The 18,183-nt window shown below is 72.8% G+C and carries 16 protein-coding genes; 7 read left to right on the plus strand and 9 right to left on the minus strand.

The features are described 5' to 3' along the window. Nucleotides 1–112 precede the first annotated feature (112 nt). On the plus strand, nucleotides 113–1,162 hold the full coding sequence (locus AB0O19_RS15875) for an EamA family transporter (RefSeq protein ID WP_363619991.1): 1,050 nt from the start codon (nucleotides 113–115) through the stop codon (nucleotides 1,160–1,162). On the opposite strand, the gene lepB is transcribed toward AB0O19_RS15875, so the two are convergent. Together lepB and AB0O19_RS15885 are read right to left on the minus strand one after the other, a co-directional pair. Further along, nucleotides 1,125–1,934, minus strand: coding sequence for a signal peptidase I (lepB, locus tag AB0O19_RS15880; RefSeq protein WP_363619993.1), 810 nt, complete (start codon nucleotides 1,932–1,934; stop codon nucleotides 1,125–1,127). The genes AB0O19_RS15875 and lepB overlap by 38 nt on opposite strands. 155 nt (nucleotides 1,935–2,089) lie before the next feature. Beyond that, nucleotides 2,090–2,425: a chorismate mutase gene (locus AB0O19_RS15885; RefSeq protein ID WP_363583648.1), complete on the minus strand. Its 336-nt coding sequence runs from the start codon at nucleotides 2,423–2,425 to the stop codon at nucleotides 2,090–2,092. Nucleotides 2,426–2,688: 263 nt separating this feature from the next. Between AB0O19_RS15885 and AB0O19_RS15890 the strand changes: the two genes are divergently transcribed. Further along, the gene (locus tag AB0O19_RS15890) at nucleotides 2,689–3,114 is read left to right on the plus strand and encodes an OsmC family protein (RefSeq protein WP_363583650.1); all 426 of its coding nucleotides are present in this window, start codon (nucleotides 2,689–2,691) and stop codon (nucleotides 3,112–3,114) included. 666 nt (nucleotides 3,115–3,780) lie between these two features. Then, nucleotides 3,781–5,739 carry an EAL domain-containing protein gene (locus AB0O19_RS15895; protein WP_363619995.1) on the plus strand — a complete coding sequence of 653 codons (1,959 nt, stop codon included), beginning with the start codon at nucleotides 3,781–3,783 and terminating at the stop codon, nucleotides 5,737–5,739. Nucleotides 5,740–5,795: 56 nt separating this feature from the next. On the opposite strand, the gene AB0O19_RS15900 is transcribed toward AB0O19_RS15895, so the two are convergent. Beyond that, nucleotides 5,796–6,887 (minus strand): LLM class flavin-dependent oxidoreductase, encoded by a 1,092-nt coding sequence (locus tag AB0O19_RS15900; RefSeq protein ID WP_363619997.1) that lies wholly within the window; start codon nucleotides 6,885–6,887, stop codon nucleotides 5,796–5,798. Between the two features lie 658 nt (nucleotides 6,888–7,545). Here AB0O19_RS15900 and AB0O19_RS15905 point away from each other — a divergent pair. Both AB0O19_RS15905 and AB0O19_RS15910 read left to right on the plus strand, forming a co-directional pair. Next, the gene (locus AB0O19_RS15905) at nucleotides 7,546–8,133 is read left to right on the plus strand and encodes a VTT domain-containing protein (protein ID WP_350882667.1); all 588 of its coding nucleotides are present in this window, start codon (nucleotides 7,546–7,548) and stop codon (nucleotides 8,131–8,133) included. Between the two features lie 377 nt (nucleotides 8,134–8,510). After that, on the plus strand, nucleotides 8,511–9,791 hold the full coding sequence (locus tag AB0O19_RS15910) for a hypothetical protein (RefSeq protein ID WP_363619999.1): 1,281 nt from the start codon (nucleotides 8,511–8,513) through the stop codon (nucleotides 9,789–9,791). An 89-nt stretch (nucleotides 9,792–9,880) separates the two neighbouring features. On the opposite strand, the gene AB0O19_RS15915 is transcribed toward AB0O19_RS15910, so the two are convergent. The 6 genes from AB0O19_RS15915 to AB0O19_RS15940 all read right to left on the minus strand — a co-directional run bounded on the left by AB0O19_RS15915 (nucleotide 9,881) and on the right by AB0O19_RS15940 (nucleotide 15,944). Next, the gene (locus tag AB0O19_RS15915) at nucleotides 9,881–10,786 is read right to left on the minus strand and encodes an alpha/beta hydrolase (RefSeq protein WP_363620001.1); all 906 of its coding nucleotides are present in this window, start codon (nucleotides 10,784–10,786) and stop codon (nucleotides 9,881–9,883) included. Next, nucleotides 10,783–11,910, minus strand: coding sequence for a branched-chain amino acid ABC transporter permease (locus AB0O19_RS15920; protein WP_363620163.1), 1,128 nt, complete (start codon nucleotides 11,908–11,910; stop codon nucleotides 10,783–10,785). Before AB0O19_RS15920 ends, AB0O19_RS15915 begins: the two co-directional genes overlap by 4 nt. A gap of 209 nt (nucleotides 11,911–12,119) precedes the next feature. Further along, entirely contained in the window at nucleotides 12,120–12,986 is an 867-nt protein-coding gene (locus AB0O19_RS15925; RefSeq protein WP_063349260.1) for a branched-chain amino acid ABC transporter permease, read from the minus strand. Beyond that, nucleotides 12,986–13,792, minus strand: a complete 807-nt coding sequence (locus tag AB0O19_RS15930) for an ABC transporter ATP-binding protein (protein WP_363620003.1) — start codon at nucleotides 13,790–13,792, stop codon at nucleotides 12,986–12,988. Before AB0O19_RS15930 ends, AB0O19_RS15925 begins: the two co-directional genes overlap by 1 nt. Nucleotides 13,793–13,851: 59 nt before the next feature. After that, nucleotides 13,852–14,664, minus strand: coding sequence for an ABC transporter ATP-binding protein (locus AB0O19_RS15935; protein ID WP_363620005.1), 813 nt, complete (start codon nucleotides 14,662–14,664; stop codon nucleotides 13,852–13,854). 5 nt (nucleotides 14,665–14,669) lie between these two features. Next, on the minus strand, nucleotides 14,670–15,944 hold the full coding sequence (locus AB0O19_RS15940; RefSeq protein WP_363620007.1) for a substrate-binding domain-containing protein: 1,275 nt from the start codon (nucleotides 15,942–15,944) through the stop codon (nucleotides 14,670–14,672). A gap of 358 nt (nucleotides 15,945–16,302) precedes the next feature. Here AB0O19_RS15940 and AB0O19_RS15945 point away from each other — a divergent pair, with 358 nt between their 5' ends. Together AB0O19_RS15945 and AB0O19_RS15950 are read left to right on the plus strand one after the other, a co-directional pair. After that, nucleotides 16,303–17,064 carry a CoA transferase subunit A gene (locus AB0O19_RS15945; RefSeq protein ID WP_363583670.1) on the plus strand — a complete coding sequence of 254 codons (762 nt, stop codon included), beginning with the start codon at nucleotides 16,303–16,305 and terminating at the stop codon, nucleotides 17,062–17,064. A gap of 4 nt (nucleotides 17,065–17,068) precedes the next feature. Beyond that, nucleotides 17,069–17,842 carry a 3-oxoacid CoA-transferase subunit B gene (locus AB0O19_RS15950; protein ID WP_363620009.1) on the plus strand — a complete coding sequence of 258 codons (774 nt, stop codon included), beginning with the start codon at nucleotides 17,069–17,071 and terminating at the stop codon, nucleotides 17,840–17,842. The last annotated feature ends 341 nt before the right edge of the window (nucleotides 17,843–18,183 follow it).

Below are 18,183 nucleotides of genomic sequence, written 5' to 3' on the forward strand. Positions count from 1 at the left end.
CGCAGGGGCGTGCGCGGGCCGGGTGAGTGCGCCGCTGCGCACAGTTCCGTGCAGGACCAAATGACGGAATGGCACCTTACTGACCGCCCGGTATGACTGCCACAATGCGTCGGTGCACAGATCAACGGCCTCGCCCACCCTCCCCACGGGCAGAACCCTCGGCCTCAGCCTCGCGCTGGTCTCCGCGTTCGCCTTCGGCGGCTCCGGCACCGCCGCGAAACCACTGATCGAGGCCGGCCTCTCACCGCTGCACGTGGTGTGGCTCCGGGTCACCGGTGCCGCCGTGGCCCTGCTCCCCATCGCCTACCGCCACCGGGACGCCGTCCTGCGCCGCCCCGGCCTGCTGATCGGGTTCGGCCTGCTCGCCGTGGCCGGCGTCCAGGCCTGCTACTTCGCGGCGATCTCCCGCATCCCGGTCGGCGTCGCCCTGCTCATCGAGTACCTCGGACCGCCGCTGCTCATCGGCTACGTCAAGTTCGTCCAGCGCAAGCCGATCAGCCGGGGCGCCGCGATCGGCGCCGGCGTCGCGGTCGCCGGGCTGGCCTGCGTGGTGGAGGTCTGGAACGGCCTGAGCTTCGACGCGCTGGGCGTGCTCTTCGCCCTCGGCGCGGCCTGCTGCCAGGTCGGCTACTTCGTGCTCGCCGACGCCGGACGCCGGGGCGAGCGCCCGGTCGACCCACTGGCGGTCAGCGCGTTCGGGCTGCTGATCGGCGCCGTCCTGCTCACCGTCTTCACCCGGCCCTGGCAGGCCGACTGGAGCACGCTCGGCGGATCCGTGGTGATGAACGGGCACACCCTGCCCGCGCTGCTCCCGGCCGCCTGGATGATCCTGATCGCGACCGTGCTCGCCTACCTGACCGGCGTGATCGCCGTCGGGCACCTCTCGCCCCCGGTCGCCGGGGTGGTCGCCAACCTGGAGGCGGTCGTCGCCACCGTGCTGGCCTGGGTGCTGCTCGGCGAGCACCTCGGTCTGCCGCAGATCGCGGGCGGCCTGCTCGTGCTGACCGGCGCCTTCGCGGCGCAGACCGGCAAGCCGGCGGCCATGGAGGCCGCGGACGCCGGGGGTGCTCCGGACGCCCGGGATGCTCCGGGCTCTCCGGAACGGGTCACCGCCGAGCGGCAGGTCAGCGGCCGAACCAGCCGAACCAGTCGAGGTGATTGAGCGGCCACACCACGGCCGACACCGGCCCGACCACGTTGTCCACCGGCACGGCCCCGTCCCCGGGACCGCGCTGGTGGTAGCGGGAGTCCGCCGAGTCGCTGCGGTGGTCGCCCTCGACCCAGACGTGGCCCGAGGGCACCGTCACCGGCCCGAAGTCCAGGCCCGCGCAGGAGTCGTCACCGGGGTGCAGGTACGGCTCGTCGACCTTCTTCCCGTCGACGGTCAGCGTGGTGCCCGTGCACTGCACGGTCTGGCCGCCGGTCGCGATGACCCGCTTGACCAGGTAGTTGTCGTCCTTCGGCGGCACCAGGCCGACGAAGCTCAGCACCGAGCCGGCCGCGTTGGTGAACGGGTTCGAGTCGATGGGCTGCGGCGGGAGCCAGCCACCCGGATCCTTGAACACCACCGGCTGCCCGGGCTCCGGCTTCCAGCCGGTCAACGGCGCCAGCTTGTTCACGCCCACCCGGTCGCCGATCCGCAGCGTGTTCTCCATCGAGCCGGACGGGATGGTGAACACCTGGAACAGGCAGGTCTTGATCAGCAGCGCGACCACCAGGCCCACCGCCACCATCGCCGGGATCTCGATCCACCAGGGCCGGGGCCTGCGCCCGGTCCGCCGGGCCTTGCGGCCGCGCGAACCGCGCGCACGGCGGCGGGCCTCGGCGCGGCCTCCGGGCGCGTCACGGGCGTCGGAAGCACCGGGGTCGCGTCCGGCGGCGGGGGCCGGACCGGACCCGGCATCGCTCGGCGTTTCGGGCAGGTTCACCGCCATCGTCGCTGCTCCACCTCTCCGGCTGGGGGAACCTGCACGCTACGCCAACCCCGGAGCCTCACGAAATCCGGCGTTTAGCCGCCCCCGACATGTCCGGGCCGGGCGGCGCCGGGGCCGTTCTCGACGGCTCACCACCGGCCCCCTCAGGGGTGCTCTCAAGCGCGGGCGATGGCCTCGTGGTGCCGGATGACCTCGGCGATGATGAACGTCAGGAACTTCTCGGCGAAGACCGGGTCCAGCTTGGCCCCGGCGGCCAGCTCCCGCAGCCGCTTGATCTGGTCGCGCTCACGCGCCGGATCGGCCGGCGGCAGCTTGTGCTCGGCCTTGAGCCTGCCGACCCGCTGGGTCGCCTTGAAGCGCTCGGCCAGCATGTGGACCACCGCGGCGTCGATGTTGTCGATGCTCTCGCGCAGGCTGGTCAGCTCCGCCCGCACGGCGGCGTCGACCCCGTCGGGCAGGCCGGCGTCGGGGGTCGTGGGGTGGTCCGTCATCGGGGCGGCTCCCGGTGTCTGAAGTGGGCACCCGGCCGTACGGCGGCCGGGCTCGGGCCCGGGCAAATCTAACAGGGCCCCCGTGGTGGAGCCGCACCTTTTGGCGGATCCGTCCACAATCCGGACATCGCCCGCGCCACCCGGCGCCCCGTACCGATCCGGGCCCGTGCCGCCCCGGGCCGAACCGGGGCCGCCCCGTAGGCTGGTGTGCGCATGACCGGAAGTGACGACTCAGCAGTCCCTCAGTAATGGAGGTACCGATCGTGGCAACCACCCGCACCGCCCGCACCGCTTGGGAGGGCAACCTGCTCGACGGCAAGGGGCAGGTGACCTTCGCCTCGTCCGGGATCGGCGAGTACCCCGTCTCCTGGCCGGCCCGGGCCGAACAGCCCAACGGCAAGACCAGCCCGGAGGAGCTGATCGCCGCCGCTCACTCCGCGTGCTTCTCGATGGCCCTCTCACACGGCCTGACCGGCGCCGGCACCCCGCCCGTCAAGCTGGACACCCAGGCCGACGTCACCTTCCAGCCCGGCACCGGCATCACCGGCATCCACCTGACCGTCACCGGCGAGGTGCCCGGACTGGACGAGGCCGACTTCACCAAGGCCGCCGAGGACGCCAAGGCCAACTGCCCGGTCAGCAAGGCGCTCGCCGGCACCACCATCACCCTCACCGCCAAGCTGGCCTGACGCCCCGACGGATCGCGACGGATCCCGGCGCGCTCCGGCCGCTCCGGGCGCGCGGTCGGCGCCCGGGGGCGCGATCTCGGCGCACGCGCCCCTGGCGCACATCATGTGATGTGCACCGGGGGCGTCTGCATGTACCGCCGCACATGATCACAAAGCGGGCGAATCACCCTGGCGGCGGTCACCGCGTGTTGCCGCCGCGGCCTATGATCGGCCGCAGCGCCCTGTTCTTCACGCGGGTCTCCGCGCGACAGCGCCCCACGGCGGGCGCCCCGCACCGGACCGACTCCGAGGACCTCGACAGAGTGCGGAGCCGGCCGCCGGAGTCCCGATTGGCCGGCCGGACCAGCATCCAGCGTCAGCAGCGGACGGGAGCATGCCGTGCCGGGCCAGAACGAGGGGGCCGACGCACACCACCCGGGCGTGCGGCACGAGGAAACACCGCACCACCGTCACCTCACAACACCCCTCCTGGGCCCGAACATCAGCACCGTCGGTCCGGCTGGTTCGGTTGATTCGGTCGGTTCGATCGGTCCCGTCGGTCCGGTCGGTCCGGTCGGTGGCGCCGGTTCCGTCACGGCCGTCGGTGCTGCTGTCGCGGCCGGCGGCCGGGCCGTCGGCACGACGGGTGCGACGGGTGCGACGGGTGCGACGGGTGCGACGGGAACCATGCTGGACGACCCCGGGATGCTGCTCTGCCCCACCTGCTCGGCGCCGCTGACCGACGGCACCCACCGGAGCGCCGTCGACGGCCTCGGCCAGGAGAAGGGCGGGAACGACCGGCTGCTGGCCGCGCTGCGGGCCAGCGAATCCCGCTTCCGGGCCGCCTTCTGCGACGCAGTCATCGGGATGGCCCTGATCGACCCCGAGGACCGGATCATCGAGGTCAATCCCGCCTTCGCCGCGCTGATCGGACGCGGCGTCGGCGAACTGGTCCGCACCCACCTGCACGAGATCATCGATCCGGAGGGCATGCCGCACCGGCTCTTCCCCGAACTCGTCCACGGCGAGCGGGAGCGGTTCCGCGTGGAGAAGCAGCTCAAGCACCGCGAGGGCCGCACCGTCTGGAGCAAGGTCACCGTCTCGCTGATCCGGGACGGCGCCGGCCAGCCGCTCTACACCCTCGCGCTGGTGGAGGACATCACCGAGCAGCGCCGGCTCGGTGACCGCCTGGAGTACCAAGCCCTGCACGACCCGCTGACCCGACTGCCCAACCGGACGTCCTTCTTCGAACGGCTCGACGCCGCCTGCGTCACGGCCACCGGGGCCACCGGGGCTGCTGAGCCCGCCGAGGCTCCCAACACCCCCGACACCGCCGGCACCAGCGACACCGTCCTCGCACCGGCGGACGGGCGCCGGGTCGGCGTCTGCTACCTGGACCTCGACGGCTTCGCGGCGATCAACGAGACGCTCGGGCACCACATCGGCGACCAGTTGCTGATCGCCGTCGCCGCCCGGCTGCGCCGCGGGTTCTCCGAGCACGACGCCCACCTGGTGGCCCGGATGGGCGGTGACGAGTTCGCCGTCCTGGTCACCGACAGCCGGGGCAGCGACCAACTGACCGACCTGGCCGCCCGGATCCTCCAGGAACTGGAACACCCCTTCGACGTCGCCGGACACCGGCTGGTCATCACGGCCAGCGTCGGCGTCGTCGAGCGGTCCGTGCACGAGACCACCCCCACCGACCTGGTCAAGGACGCCGACGCCACGCTCTACTGGTCCAAGGCCGACGGCCGCGCCCGCTGGACCCTCTACGACCCGGACCGCGGCGCCCACCAGCTGACCCGCCAGCTCCTCGCCACCGCGCTGCGGCCCGCCCTGGAGCGCGGCGAGTTCACCATCGAGTACCAGCCGCTGGTCGGCCTGGCCGACGGAGCCGTCCACGGCGCGGAGGCCCTCGTCCGCTGGCGCCACCCCCGCTACGGGACGCTCTCCCCAGACCGCTTCATCCCGCTCGCCGAGGAGACCGGCGCGATCGTGCCCCTCGGCACCTGGGTACTGGAGGAGTCCTGCCGCCAGGCCCGGCAGTGGCTCACCGAGTTCCCCGAGACCGAGACCTTCGTGAGCGTCAATCTGGCCGCCCGCCAGATCTGGGACTCCGACGTGGTCGCCGACGTCGCCCGCGCCCTCGAACGCACCGGGTTGCCGGCTCGGCTGCTCCAGCTGGAGATCACCGAGAGCGCCCTGCTCGGCCCCGGCGGACGGCCGTTGCAGGCGCTCCAGGCGCTCGCGGACATGGGCGTGCGGATCGCGATCGACGACTTCGGCACCGGCTACTCCAACCTGGCCTACCTCTCCCGGCTGCCGGTGCACGTCCTGAAGCTCGACGGCACCTTCATCGAGGGGTTCCGCGACCCGGCCCCGGCGACGAACCCTTCGGAGCTCCCCGAACTCGGCTCCCGCCGCAGCGACGCCGACGAGCAGATCGTGGGCGCGATGGTGCAGCTGGCCCACACCCTCGGCCTGACCGTCACCGCCGAGGGCATCGAGAGCGCCGCGCAGGCCGAACGGCTACGGCTGACCGGCTGCGACACCGCCCAGGGCTGGTACTTCGCCCGGCCGGGCGAGGCCGAGCTCGTCGCCGCCATACTCCGCGAGGGCCGCCCCGGCCCGGACACCAGCCGGTAACCGGGACCGGCGGCCGGGCCGCTCCGTTCAGGCCTCCCCCGCTCAGGCCTCGGCCGTCAGACTTCCGCCGTCAGGCCGTACGCCTCGGCGATCAGGCCGTAGGAGCGGAGCCGGGCCTCGTGGCCGTGGATGTGCGAGGTGACCATCAGCTCGTCGACGCCGGTCCGCTTGCGCAGGACCTCCAGCCCGTCCGCGACCTCGCCCGGGGCGCCGAGCACCACGTTGTCGAGCCAGCTGTCGATGAACTCCGCCTCGGCCGGGCTGTACTGGTAGGCCTCGGCCTCCTCCGGAGTGGGGATCGGGCCGGGGTTGCCGCGCCGCAGCCGGAGCATGCCGAGGGCCGCGGAGCGGGCGAGGCGACGGGCCGCGCCCTCGTCCTCGGCGGCGACCGCGCTCACACCGATCAGCGCATAGGGCTCGGCGAGCACCGCGGAGGGCCGGAAGGACTCCCGGTAGAGGTCGAGCGCCGGGATGGTGTTGACGCTGCTGAAGTGGTGGGCGAAGGCGAACGGCAGGCCGAGGCGGCCGGCCAGCTGGGCGCTGAAGCCGGAGGACCCGAGCAGCCAGACCGGCGGGCGCCCGTCGCCCCGGGGGACGGCGGTCAGCTGGGCGTAGGGGTGGCCGGAAGGGAAGTCGCCGTCGAGGAAGTGGGTCAGCTCGGCGAGCTGCTGCGGGAAGTCGTCGGCGCCCTCGGCGCGGCCGCGGCGCAGCGCCCGGGCGGTGGCCGGGTCGGTGCCGGGGGCGCGGCCGAGCCCCAGGTCGATCCGGCCCGGGTGCAGGGCCTCCAGCAGGCCGAACTGCTCGGCGATGGCCAGCGGGGCGTGGTTGGGGAGCATCACCCCGCCCGAGCCCAGTCGCAGGGTCGTGGTGTTGGCGCCGAGGTGGGCGAGCAGGACGGCCGGGGTGGAGCTGGCCACTCCCGGCATGCCGTGGTGCTCGGCCACCCAGAAGCGGTGGTAGCCCCACTGCTCAGCGTTGCGGGCCAGCGCGGTGGTCGCGGCCAGGGCCTCGGCGGGCGTGTAGCCGACGCCCACGGTGGCCAGGTCGAGGATGGAGAGCGGGGCGGGCGCCGTGCCGCGGGCGGTGCCCCGGATCGCCGCGCCGGTTCGCGGTTCGGTCGGGTGCTCCTGCTGGTCCTCGGTGGTCATGCCGTCCGCCCTTCTGGCTTTCGTGAGCCGGCCCTGGTGGGCGACCGCGGGTCTCGGGTGGCCCGGCGGTCGCTGCTGCCGACCGGGGTCAACCACCGCGCCGAGCCGGCTGTTCCCGCATCCGGCACGTGTCGGCCTGCACGCCGGTCACCGCGCCGACCTCACGCCCGCTCCGTCGCGGCCCGTGCGGCGACCCCGCTCCGACCCGTACGCCAGCCCCGATCCGGCCCCGCTCCGGCCCCGCTCGGCGTCGGCGGGCACGGCCCGGTACGGTGCCGCCGACCGACCATTCGGATGACGGAGAGCCAGCGCACGGAGACGCCTGGCGACTTCACGCCAGCGCCGGACGTCGCCAGGCGGAGGGCTCGCGGCCGGCGGTCGGCGTCCGGCAGGCTGGTGGACAGGACCGGATCCGCCCAACAGGATCCGCGTTCCGCCAGCAAGATCGTCGGGCTGGACCAGCGCCGATCGATCCCCGCGAGCCCCTGGAGCGGCACCCCGCTCCAGGGGCTCGCGCCTTTGTGCAGGTCGGGGCCGGGGTCTGTGACCCATGGCATACCGGGGTGCTTCATGACATGAAAAGTCGAGGCGCTAGCGTTGACCTCAGCAGCCACCTGCTCCCCCGGGCGGCGTGGAGGGAGTACAGGCCTTGAACTTCGTGGCGGCGATCGGATCCTCGTGGATCTGCGCCCTGGCGCTCTTCGCCGTGCTCGGAGACGCCCTCCTCCCCTTCATCCCCAGCGGGACACTGGTCATCCTGGCGGTGCTCAAGACGGCGCGGATCGACGGCGCCCCGGTGCTGCTCGGCCTGGGCGTGGCAGTGGCCTCGTTCCTCGGCGACCTCCTCCTCCTGCACCTCGCCCGGCGCGGCGCCCCGCTGCTCCAGCGCCGGCTCGCCCAGCGCCCGGAACTGGCGGCCAGCGTGACCAGGGTCCAGCAGGCCCTGGTCGAACGCCCCCACGGGGCGGCCGCGGCCATGGTGGTGGTCGCCCGGTTCGTCCCGGCCGGGCGGACCGTCCTGGACGTGGCCATCGGCCACTCCCCCGCCCACCCGCACCGCTTCCTGCACTGGTCGGCGCTGGCGGCGCTGGTCTGGGCCGCCTACATCGTGACGCTGGGCTGGCTGAACAGCCACTGGTTCGACACCGCCTGGCTGAGCCTCGCGGTGTCCTGCACCGCCGCCACCATCGTCAGCACCGCGATCGCACGAATAGTGCGCCGCAACCGGCGGCTCGCCGCGCTCTGACCACTGCGCCTCGGCCTGCACCCCCGGCCCCGGGCGCCCCGGCCACCCCTCGCCGCACCCTCGCCATCGGCGAGATCTGCCCGGACGGACGACGGGCCGTACCGAGCGATGACGAACTCTGACCCGCCCCGCCGGACCGGCGGTACCGTACTCCCCTGGCGGCGCGAGGAGCGAAGCGTCACAGGACGGCAACAGACCACGAATCCTTGCAGCCCAGCCCGGTCCTGCTGACGTGTTGACTCTCGTAGAGGGTCGACGGCCTTGGTGGCCGCTGCGGCCACATGGCATGCTAACGGCGGAAAATTCATCAATTGCCCGATTTGACCGGTGCGGCCCCGGGCCGCCCTCACCACCGGCATCGGCACCCAGGGGAGACCATGACCAGCATCTCGCGCAGGACGGTGCTCAGTGCGACCGCTGCGACCGCGGCCCTCGGCGCGGTCGCGGCCTGTTCCAGCAGCGGATCCGGTTCGAGCCAGAACTCCTCCTCCCCCACGACCGGCGGCAGCCCCGGCACCACCCCGGCGGGCACGACCGACCCGACCAAGACGGGGGTGCCCAAGGGCACTCCGATCGGCGACGGCTCCAACGCCGACACCGGCCCGCAGCCGAACCAGCCGAAGCCCGAGAAGCTCAAGCCCGGCGAGCGGCCGCCGCAGTTCGTGGTGTTCTCCTGGGACGGCGCGGGTGGCACCGACGACGGCCAGTTCCCCCGCTTCCTCAAGCTGGCGGAGCAGTACAAGGCCACGATGACCTTCTTCCTCTCCGGGATCTACGCCCTCCCCAAGGGCAAGGCCGACCTGTACCACCCGCCGAAGCACTCGGTCGGCGCCTCCGACATCCCGTACCTGTCGGACGGCGCGGTCAAGAGCACGCTCAAGCTCGTCAGCCAGGCGTGGCTGGCCGGGCACGAGATCGGCACCCACTTCAACGGGCACTTCTGCTCCAGCCGCCCGGACAAGAACGGGGTCAACATGTGGACCCCGGAGGACTGGCAGAGCGAGATCGACCAGGCGATCGGCTTCGTGACCCAGTGGCGGACCAACACGGGCTTCACCGACGTCGACCCGCTGCCCTTCGACTACAAGAAGGAGCTCATCGGCGGCCGCACTCCCTGCCTGGAGGGCCAGAAGGCGCTCCTGCCGACGGTCGCGAAGCTGGGCTGGAAGTACGACGCCAGCTCCTCCGGCGGCCTGCAGATATGGCCGCAGAAGGTGCAGGACGGTAAGGTCTGGGACTTCCCGCTGCAGTCCATCCCGTTCCCCGGGCACACCTTCCAGGTGCTGTCGATGGACTACAACATCCTGGCCAACCAGTCCGCGGGCAGCACCAAGGGCGACCCGTCCAAGTACAACGACTGGCGCACCCAGGCCAAGGACTCCTACCTGGCCGGCTTCGACCGCGCCTACAACAGCAACCGTGCGCCGTTCTTCATCGGCAACCACTTCGAGCAGTGGAACGGCGGCATCTACATGGACGCCGTCGAGGAGACCCTCAAGACCATCGCCGGCAAGCCGGACGTCCGGCTGGTCTCCTTCAGGCAGCTGGTCGAGTGGCTGGAGGTGCAGGACCAGTCCACCCTGCGCAAGCTGCGCACGCTCAACGTCGGCCAGGCGCCGAGCGGCGGTTGGGAGACCTTCCTCGGCGCCGCGGGCTGAGACGGGCGGACCGAGCAGGGCAGAACGAGACAGGCGCGGCCGGCGGGGTGGACGGACCCCGCCGGCCGCCGTCGTCGGGGCCGGGCCCGCTACCCCGCGGCGGTGACGTCCGCGAGCAGGCCGCGGACGATGCGCTCGGCCCCCGGCTCTCCCCAGAGGATCGAGTAGTGGTTGGTGTCCGGCACGAGCGAGGCCGGCACCCGCTCCCGGTCCAGCCCGGCCAGTCCGATCCGCTGGTGGTCGTAGAGGCCCTGGGGCTCGTCGAGCAGGCCGCGCTCGGCCCAGAGCAGTTCGGCCGGGCAGGGCAGCCGGTGCACGGCGGTGGCCGCGTCCCGGTCCAGCAGGACCTGGGCACCGTCGGTCTGTACGGCCTCCAGCACGCAGGAGGAGCGCAGTTCGGGCTCGACGCCGACCAGGTCGCGCTGGGTGTAGGCGTCGATCTCCGCTGACCAGGCCGCCCCGAAGGCCGGGTGCCGCTGCCAGAACTCCCGGTAGGCATCCCGGTCCGGGAAGGTCATCGACAGCCGGGCCAGCGCGGGGCCGAGCACCGCGGCCAGCGCGTCCTCCTCACTGATGCCCTCCGGCAGCGGGAAGGTCAGCGCGCCGTCCACCAGCAGCACCCGGCGGACGAGTTCCGGGTGCCGGACGGCGGCCAGGGCGGTGACCCAGGCGCCCATCGAGTGGCCGACCACGGTGGTCGGGCCCGTACCGAGGGCCGTGATCAGCGCGGCCACGTCGTCGGCGTGCCGGGCCAGCCCGTACGGCCCGGCGACCGCGCGGCTCCCGCCGCGCCCCCGCAGGTCGGGCGCGAGCAGGGTGACCCGCCCGGCGAGTTGGCGGGCGACCTCGTACCAGGCGAGGCCGTTGGCGGTGATGCCGTGCACCGCCACGACCGTCGGGGCGTCCGGCTCGGCTGCGGGCCAGCGCAGGACCGCCAGCTCCCCTCCGGGCACGGCGACGGTCAACTCCTCGGGCTTCAGGGGCGACTGGCTCACGCGGGGGTACCTCCGGTGGGACGGGCGGTCCGGGCAGCGGCCGGAGTGCGGACCGCACGGGCGGATCGGGCGGCGCGGATGCGGGCAGGCAGTCTAGCCAGGCCACCGGGCAGCAGGTAGACCACCGCGACGAACAGGGTGCCCAGCAGGAACAGGGGTTGGGAGAGCGGCACCCGCAGGACCGCGGGCAGGTCCGCGATCGTCGTCGAGTTGGCGAGGTCGCCGAGCCGGTGGCCGGCCCAGGTGTAGAGGACACCGCCGAGCAGCGGACCCCAGCGAGTCCCCGAGCCGCCGAGCACCACCATCACCAGCAGGGCGAGCGTGGCGTCGGAGCCAGCGGCCTGCGGGGTGGCGCCGCCGGTCAGCAGCAGGTAGACCACCCCACCCAACCCGGCGAGGCCGCCGGCGAGGACGAAGGCGACCAACTTGTAGCCGTAGGGCCGAAGTCCGAGCACCTCCACCCGGCGCTCGTTCTCCTTGATCCCCTCCCAGACCCGTCCGGCCGGCGAGTTGACGGCCCAGTGGACCACGGCGACCGTCAGCACCAGGTAGCCGACGGCGATCCAGTAGAGGTTGGCGGTGTTCTCGATCCCGAGCAGGCCGGAGGGCAGCAGGTCGGCCGGGGCCGAGCGGCCCTCCTCTCCGCCGGTGACGCCACCGGGGTTGCGCTGGACGAGGATCGAGCCGGCCTGGGCGAAGGCGAGGGTGACCATGGAGAAGCCGATGCCGGTGACGCGGAGGCTCACCGAGCCGAGCAGCAGGGCCAGCGCGACGGTGCAGGCGACGCCGAAGACCGCCGCGGCGGCGAACGGCAGTCGTAGTTCCAGCATGCCGAGGTCGGTGGCGTAGAGGCCGGTCGCGAAGTAGAGAGCGTGGCCGAAGGAGAGCAGTCCGGTACGGCCGAGCAGGAGGTCGTAGCCGGAGGCGAGGGCCCCGTAGAGCAGGCACAGGGCGAGCAGTTGCAGGCTGCCGGGGCTGCCGAGCGGGCCGTCGAGCAGTCCCGGGACGGGAAGCGCACTATATGGGGCGACAAGGAGCGTGATCAGCAGGGCGATCGGCCACCAGCGTAGCGCTCTGTGTACCGGTGTCCAGCGATTAGTGACTGAATCACCTGTTCGAGGGATGGCGCCGAGGTCGGTCGTGTGTTCACAATGGGTCCCGGCAAGGCTGGTGTCAGTCCCCCTTGCCACAGTGACGGTGTTGGCGGAGCTGGTGTCAGTCCCCTCTGCCAGCATGGCGGTCATGGCAGGGCTGGTGTCAGTCCCCCCTGCCATGGTGGCGGCGCTGCGGTCGGCCGCGGGGCCACCGGTGCTCGTGATCGGAGTTTCGGCGCTCACGCGAGCCTCCCGGTGAGTCCACGGGGTCGGACGAGAAGCAGCACGGCGAGCAGGACGACGACCGAGAGGTCACCGAGCCCGGCGCCGGTGTAGTAGTTGGCGAACTGCTGGACGAGACCAACGCCCACGGAGGCGACGGCGGCCCCGGTGACGGAGCCCATGCCGCCCATCACCACGACGACGAAGGCGAAGATGAGCAGCCCGGTCCCCTGGCCGGGATTGACCGAACCGAAGTAGAGGCCACCGAGGGCACCGCCGAGCGCGGCGGCCGCCCCGCCGATGGCGAAGACGAGGGTGAACGCCTTCCGGACGTCGATGCCGAGCGCCGTGACCATCGCCCGGTCCTCGACGCCGGCCCGGACGATCAGCCCGTAGCGGGTACGGGCGAGGAACAACCGAAGAGCGAGCAGCAGCAGCGCGGCCGCGGCCACGAGCACGAAGCGGTTGACCGGGACGGTCGCACCGAGCACGTGCCAGGTGCCGGAGAGCACGGCCGGCTGGGGGAAGGGGCGGGCGTCCGCGCCCCAGACCCCCATCAGGAGGGCGGGCACGGCGAGCCCGACCCCGACGGTGGCGAGGATCTGATCGCGCGGCCGGCTGTAGAGCGGGCGGATCAGGAAGAGCTCCAGCAGGACGGCGGCGGCCGTTCCGACCAGGGTGCCGAACGGCACCGCGAGCCAGAAGGAGAGGCCGGCCTCGGTGCCTGCCCACCAGGTGGCATAGGCGCCGATGGAGAGCAGGGCGCCGTGCGCGAAGTTGAGCACGTCCATCAGACCGAAGATCAACGACAGGCCGGAGGCGACCAGGAAGTACAGCGCACCAAGACCGAGTCCGGTACAGGAGAGGAGGACGACGGTGTCCATCAGGGCTTCACCTCCGCGGTGACGACAGGGGTGGCCGGAGAAGTGGCGGGCCGGGGTCCGCCGGCGAGCGGGCGACGGGAGCCGACGCCGAGCAGGCGGCGGGCGGCCTCCTCGTCGGCCAACAGCTCGGCGGTGTCGCCCCGGTGGGCGGTACGGCCGTCGGCCAGGACGGCGCAGGTGCCGGCCAGCCGTCGGACGAGGGCGAGGTTCTGCTCGACCAGGAGAACGGGCACGGCCTCGGCCGCTCGCGCCAGTACCTCGGCCACCTCCGCGACGATCTTCGGCGCCAGACCCTTGGTGGGCTCGTCGGCGATGATCAACCGGTTGCGGTTGAGCAGCGTCCGGCCTATCGCCACCATCTGCTGCTGGCCGCCGGAGAGCGTCCCGGCCAACTGGCCGGCCCGCTGCTTGAGTTCGGGGAAGAGCTCGTGGACGAGCGGATAGTTCGGCTCGTCCGCCTCGCCCCCGCCCCGGACGGCGCGCTCGGCGAGGCGGAGGTTCTCGGCGACCGTCAGGCCAGCGAAGATCCCCCGGTCCTCGGGCGCGTAGCCGATGCCATGACGGACCACCAGGTGCGTGGGAAGGGAGGCGAGTTCGACACCGGAGAAGCGGACGCTTCCGGTGCGCGGCACCAGGCCCATCACGGCCTTGACGGTGGTGGTCTTGCCAGCGCCGTTGCGGCCGAGGAGTGCGGTGACCCCGGCGGGGGCCACGTCGAGGTCGACACCGTGCAGGATGTGCAGCCCGCCGACGACCACCCGCAGATCGCGTACGGAGAGGAGAGGGACGGCAGGAGGCGTAGGCACGGCCGCAGAGGCAGAGGCAGAGGTGGAGGTGGAGACGGGCGAGGGGAGCGGAGAGGAGGTCACAGCGCCTCGCCCAGGTAGGCCTGTTGCACGGTCGGGTCGGCCATCACGGCCTCGGGGGTGTCCAGCGCGAGCAGCGTGCCGTGGTGCATCACCGCGAGGCGGTCGGCCAGCCCGAGCAGGACGTCCATGTGGTGCTCGACCATCAGGACGGTCCGGCCCAGGTCGCGGTGCACGGACCGGATCAGCTCGGTGAGGGCCGGTACCTCCTCGGCGCTGACCCCGGCCATCGGCTCGTCCAGCAGGATCAGCCGCGGATCGGAGACGAGGAGGACGGCCAGTTCCAGTTTGCGCTTCTCGCCGTGCGAGAGCGCGCCCGCCAAGGTGTCCGCACGGTGGGTGAGTTCGGTGCGGTGGAGGGTCTCGGCCAGCTGCTCCTGGTACCGGTCGGCACGGCGCCAGAGCCGGTACGAGGCGCGCGGTCCCGCCGCCGCCTGGGCGGCCAGTCGGACGTGGTCGGCGACCGTCATCCCCGGCCAGAGGGAGGAGGTCTGGAAGGTGCGGCCGAGGCCGCGGCGCGCCCGGGTGTGCACGGCCTCGACGGTGACGTCCACGCCGTCGAGGTGGAGGCTTCCGTGGCTCGCCGGGTAGATGCCGGAGATCAGGTTGAAGAGGGAGGTCTTGCCGGCGCCGTTGGGGCCGATGAAGGCGATGAACTCGCCTTCGCCGACCGAGAAGGAGACGTCCTCGACGATCGGCACCCCGCGGACGGACCAGCCGAGTCCGTCCAGCCGCAGCACCGGGGCAGGCGAGACCGTGGCCGAGGCCGGGAAACCGGCTGCGGAAGGAGTGGGGGCGGTGGGAGCGGGCATCGGGATCAGCCCGCCATCGGGGTGACCGGGGGCGCCACCTCGTCCGCGGTCAGGGCCTTCTCCACCGAGGGCTTGGCGGCGGCCCCGGTGCCGGTCAGCCGGGCCTGGAACATCGGCTGGAGGAGGGCGTGGTCCTCGGCACGCACCGTGGTACGCCCCTTCACCCCGTCGAAGCTCCAGCCCTCCAGCGCCTTGACCAGGGCCGACGTGTCGTCGGCGGAGCCGTGGTTGGCCTCGACGGCGTGCACGATCAGCTGGGCGGCGGTGAAGCCGTCGGGCGTGAAGATGTCGGTCTTCCCGCCGGCGGCGGTGACGGCTTCGTCCATGGCCTTCTCCACCGGGGTGCCGGCGGCTCCGTCGAAGTAGTGGTTCAGGAAGGAGATCTTCTCGGCCGCCGGGCCGAACAGCGGGTAGGAGGCGGCCAGGTCCAGGCCGGTGACGACCTTGGTGTCGGCGAACACGTCCTGCTGGTTGAGCGCCGTCCACAGGGCCGAGGAGGTGTCGCCGGCCCAGGCGACGAACAGCAGGTCGGGCTTGGCGGTCTTGGCCTGGGTGGCGAACGGGGTGAGGTCGGTGGCGCTCGGCGGGGCGAGCACCTGGTCGACCGTCGCACCCTGGGCTCCGAGCACGGCCTTGACGGCAGCCACGTTGGCCTGCCCGAAGGCGTTGTCCTGAGCGAGCACGGTGACCTTCTTGCCCTTGGCGTCACCGATGAACGAGGCCGCGGTGCGGATGTCCTGGAAGGACTGGCGGCCGGAACGGAAGGTGTACTTGTTCAAGCCGGTGACCTTGTCGGCGGCGGCCGGGCCGCTGATGAAGAGCACCTTGTTCTGGGCGGCGATCGGGCCGACCTGGAGGGCGACGCCCGAAGCGGTGGAACCGGCCAGGACCTTGTAGCCCTTGCCGATCAGGTCCTTGGCAGCCGACACCGCCTTGGCCGGGTCGCCCGCGTCGTCCTGCTCCTCGAACTCGACCTTGTGTCCGTCGACCGCGCCGGTGCCCTTGGTCGCGTAGTTCAGCCCCGCCTTGAAGCCCTCCAGGTACTGCTTGCCGTAGGCGGCCAGCGGTCCGGTCTTGGAGTACACCAGGCCGACCTTGACCGGGCTCTTCGCGCCACCGCCGTCCGCCGAGACCGTCCCGGCGGTGCCGGCCTTGGCGCAGCCCGCGGCGAGCAGGACGCACGCCGCGACGGCGGCGAGCTTCCGGGCCGGGCCGCCGGTCAGGGTCTCGCCCGGGCGGGCGCCGGAGGCGGGCCGAGTGGGGGCTGTCGAGCTGCGCATGGTGACCGACTCCTGAGGGTGCGGCGGGGTGGATGCCGGAACCGTAGGTGTGCGGTGGGACTGGCGACATGTGCCCGGGCGACGCATCGGCCCACCGTGATGTGGCTCCGGCCGACATACCACCCGGGCGGCGCCGTTCCCCGGACGTTCGGGTGTGGCCAGCCGACACGAGCTCGTACCCGCCCATGGCGGGAGCCGCCATGGCTGCGGCGGCCCGCGTCCGGTGACGGTGGAGGGGCTCGGCAGCCGTCCGGCGGCGGCCGCCGGGTCTTCCCGCCGAGCCATCCCGCCGGGTCTTCCCACCGGGCCCGGCCCGGGCGTGCCCTCTCCCGTATCCCACTCCTCACGAGGTGATCCCTTGGACAAGGTCCTGGACTCCCCCGCCGACGCTGTCGGGGACATCCCCGACGGCGCGGTGCTGGCCGTCGGCGGCTTCGGCCTCTGCGGCATCCCGAGCACCCTGATCGGCGCCCTGGCGGACACCGGCACCACCGGCCTCCAGGTGGTCTCGAACAACTGCGGGGTGGACGACTGGGGGCTCGGCCTGCTGCTGCGCGCGGGCCGGATCGCCCGGATGACGTCCTCGTACGTCGGCGAGAACAAGGAGTTCGCCCGGCAGTACCTCTCCGGCGAGCTGGAGGTGGAACTCACCCCGCAGGGCACGCTGGCCGAGCGGCTGCGGGCCGGCGGCGCCGGCGTCCCCGCGTTCTACACCCCGGCCGGGGTCGGCACCCAGGTCGAGGAGGGCGGGCTGCCCTGGCGCTACGCGGCGGACGGCTCGGTGGCGCTGGCCTCACCGGCCAAGGAGGTCCGGGAGTTCGGCGGCCGCCGGTACCTGCTGGAGGAAGCCATCACGGCGGACTTCGCGCTGGTCCGGGCCGAGGTGGCGGACCGGCACGGGAACTGCGTGTTCCACGCCGCCGCCCGCAATTTCAACCCGCTCTGCGCGACGGCGGGCCGGATCACCCTGGTCGAGGCGGACCGGATCGTCGAGGCGGGCGAGCTCGCCCCGGACGCCGTGCACCTGCCCGGCGTGTACGTGGACCGGGTGGTGGCCGCCGATCCCGCGGACCGCCGCATCGAGCGCCGGACCGTCCGCCCCGCACTCCAGGAGGCCTGAACCGATGCCCACCCCGACCAGCACCCCGGCCCCCGCGCCCACCTCGCAGACCGCCCACCGACCGCAGGCCTTCCACCACCCGCACCCCGTCCGCCGTCCGCAGCCCGACCTCGACCCGCACCCCGTCCGCCGTCCGCAGCCCGACCTCGACCCGCGCAACGCCCTGGCCGCCCTGGCCGCCCGCGAACTGCGCGACGGCCAGTACGTGAACCTGGGCATCGGCCTGCCCACCCTGATCCCCAGTCATCTCCCGCCGGGCGTCGAGGTGGTGCTGCACTCGGAGAACGGCATCCTGGGCGTGGGCCCGTACCCGGTCGAGGGCACGGAGCACGCCGATCTGATCAACGCCGGGAAGGAGACGGTGACGGTCGCCCCCGGCGCCTCGTACTTCGACTCGGCCTTCTCCTTCGGCATGATCCGGGCCGGCCGGATCGACGTCTCGGTGCTCGGCGCCATGCAGGTCTCGGCGGCCGGCGACCTCGCCAACTGGATGATCCCCGGCAAGATGGTCAAGGGCATGGGCGGCGCGATGGACCTCGTGCACGGGGCCCGCCGACTGATCGTGGTCATGGAGCACACCGCCCGGGACGGCTCCCCGAAGATCGTCGATGAGCTCTCACTTCCCGCCACCGGACGCGGAGTTGTCAACCGGATCGTGACCGATCTGGCCGTGATCGACGTGACGCCGGACGGGCTGCGGGTGGTGGAGACGGCCCCGGGCACGGGGTTCGCGGACGTCCAGGCCGCGACGGGCGCCGCCCTCCTTCCACGGCTCTGACCGGACCTGGTCGACCGGACCGGCCAGCACCAGCCGGAACGGACGCACCGGCCCCGCCCCGCGGCAGCGGCCGGACCTCCCGTCGGGGAGGTCCGGCCGTTCGCTTTGCCTCCGTGGCGCCACTACCGCCGCCCTGCCCGCCGAATTCGCCGCATTAGCACCACCGCGGTGCGGATTGGCCGGGAACCGTGGGATCTTCACGCTTGCGCGGTGATCATTTCCCAGACAGGTTGCGATCACGGTTGCCCTCCGGGAGAGTTGGGGGCGCCGTGGATCCCGCGTGCCCGGAGGGGAAGCCGGGAGCGCACCGGGATCCGCATTCGAAGTCCCCGGCAGGCGCG

The sequence above is a fragment of the Kitasatospora sp. NPDC091276 genome, assembly GCF_040684355.1.
GTDB lineage: Bacteria > Actinomycetota > Actinomycetes > Streptomycetales > Streptomycetaceae > Kitasatospora.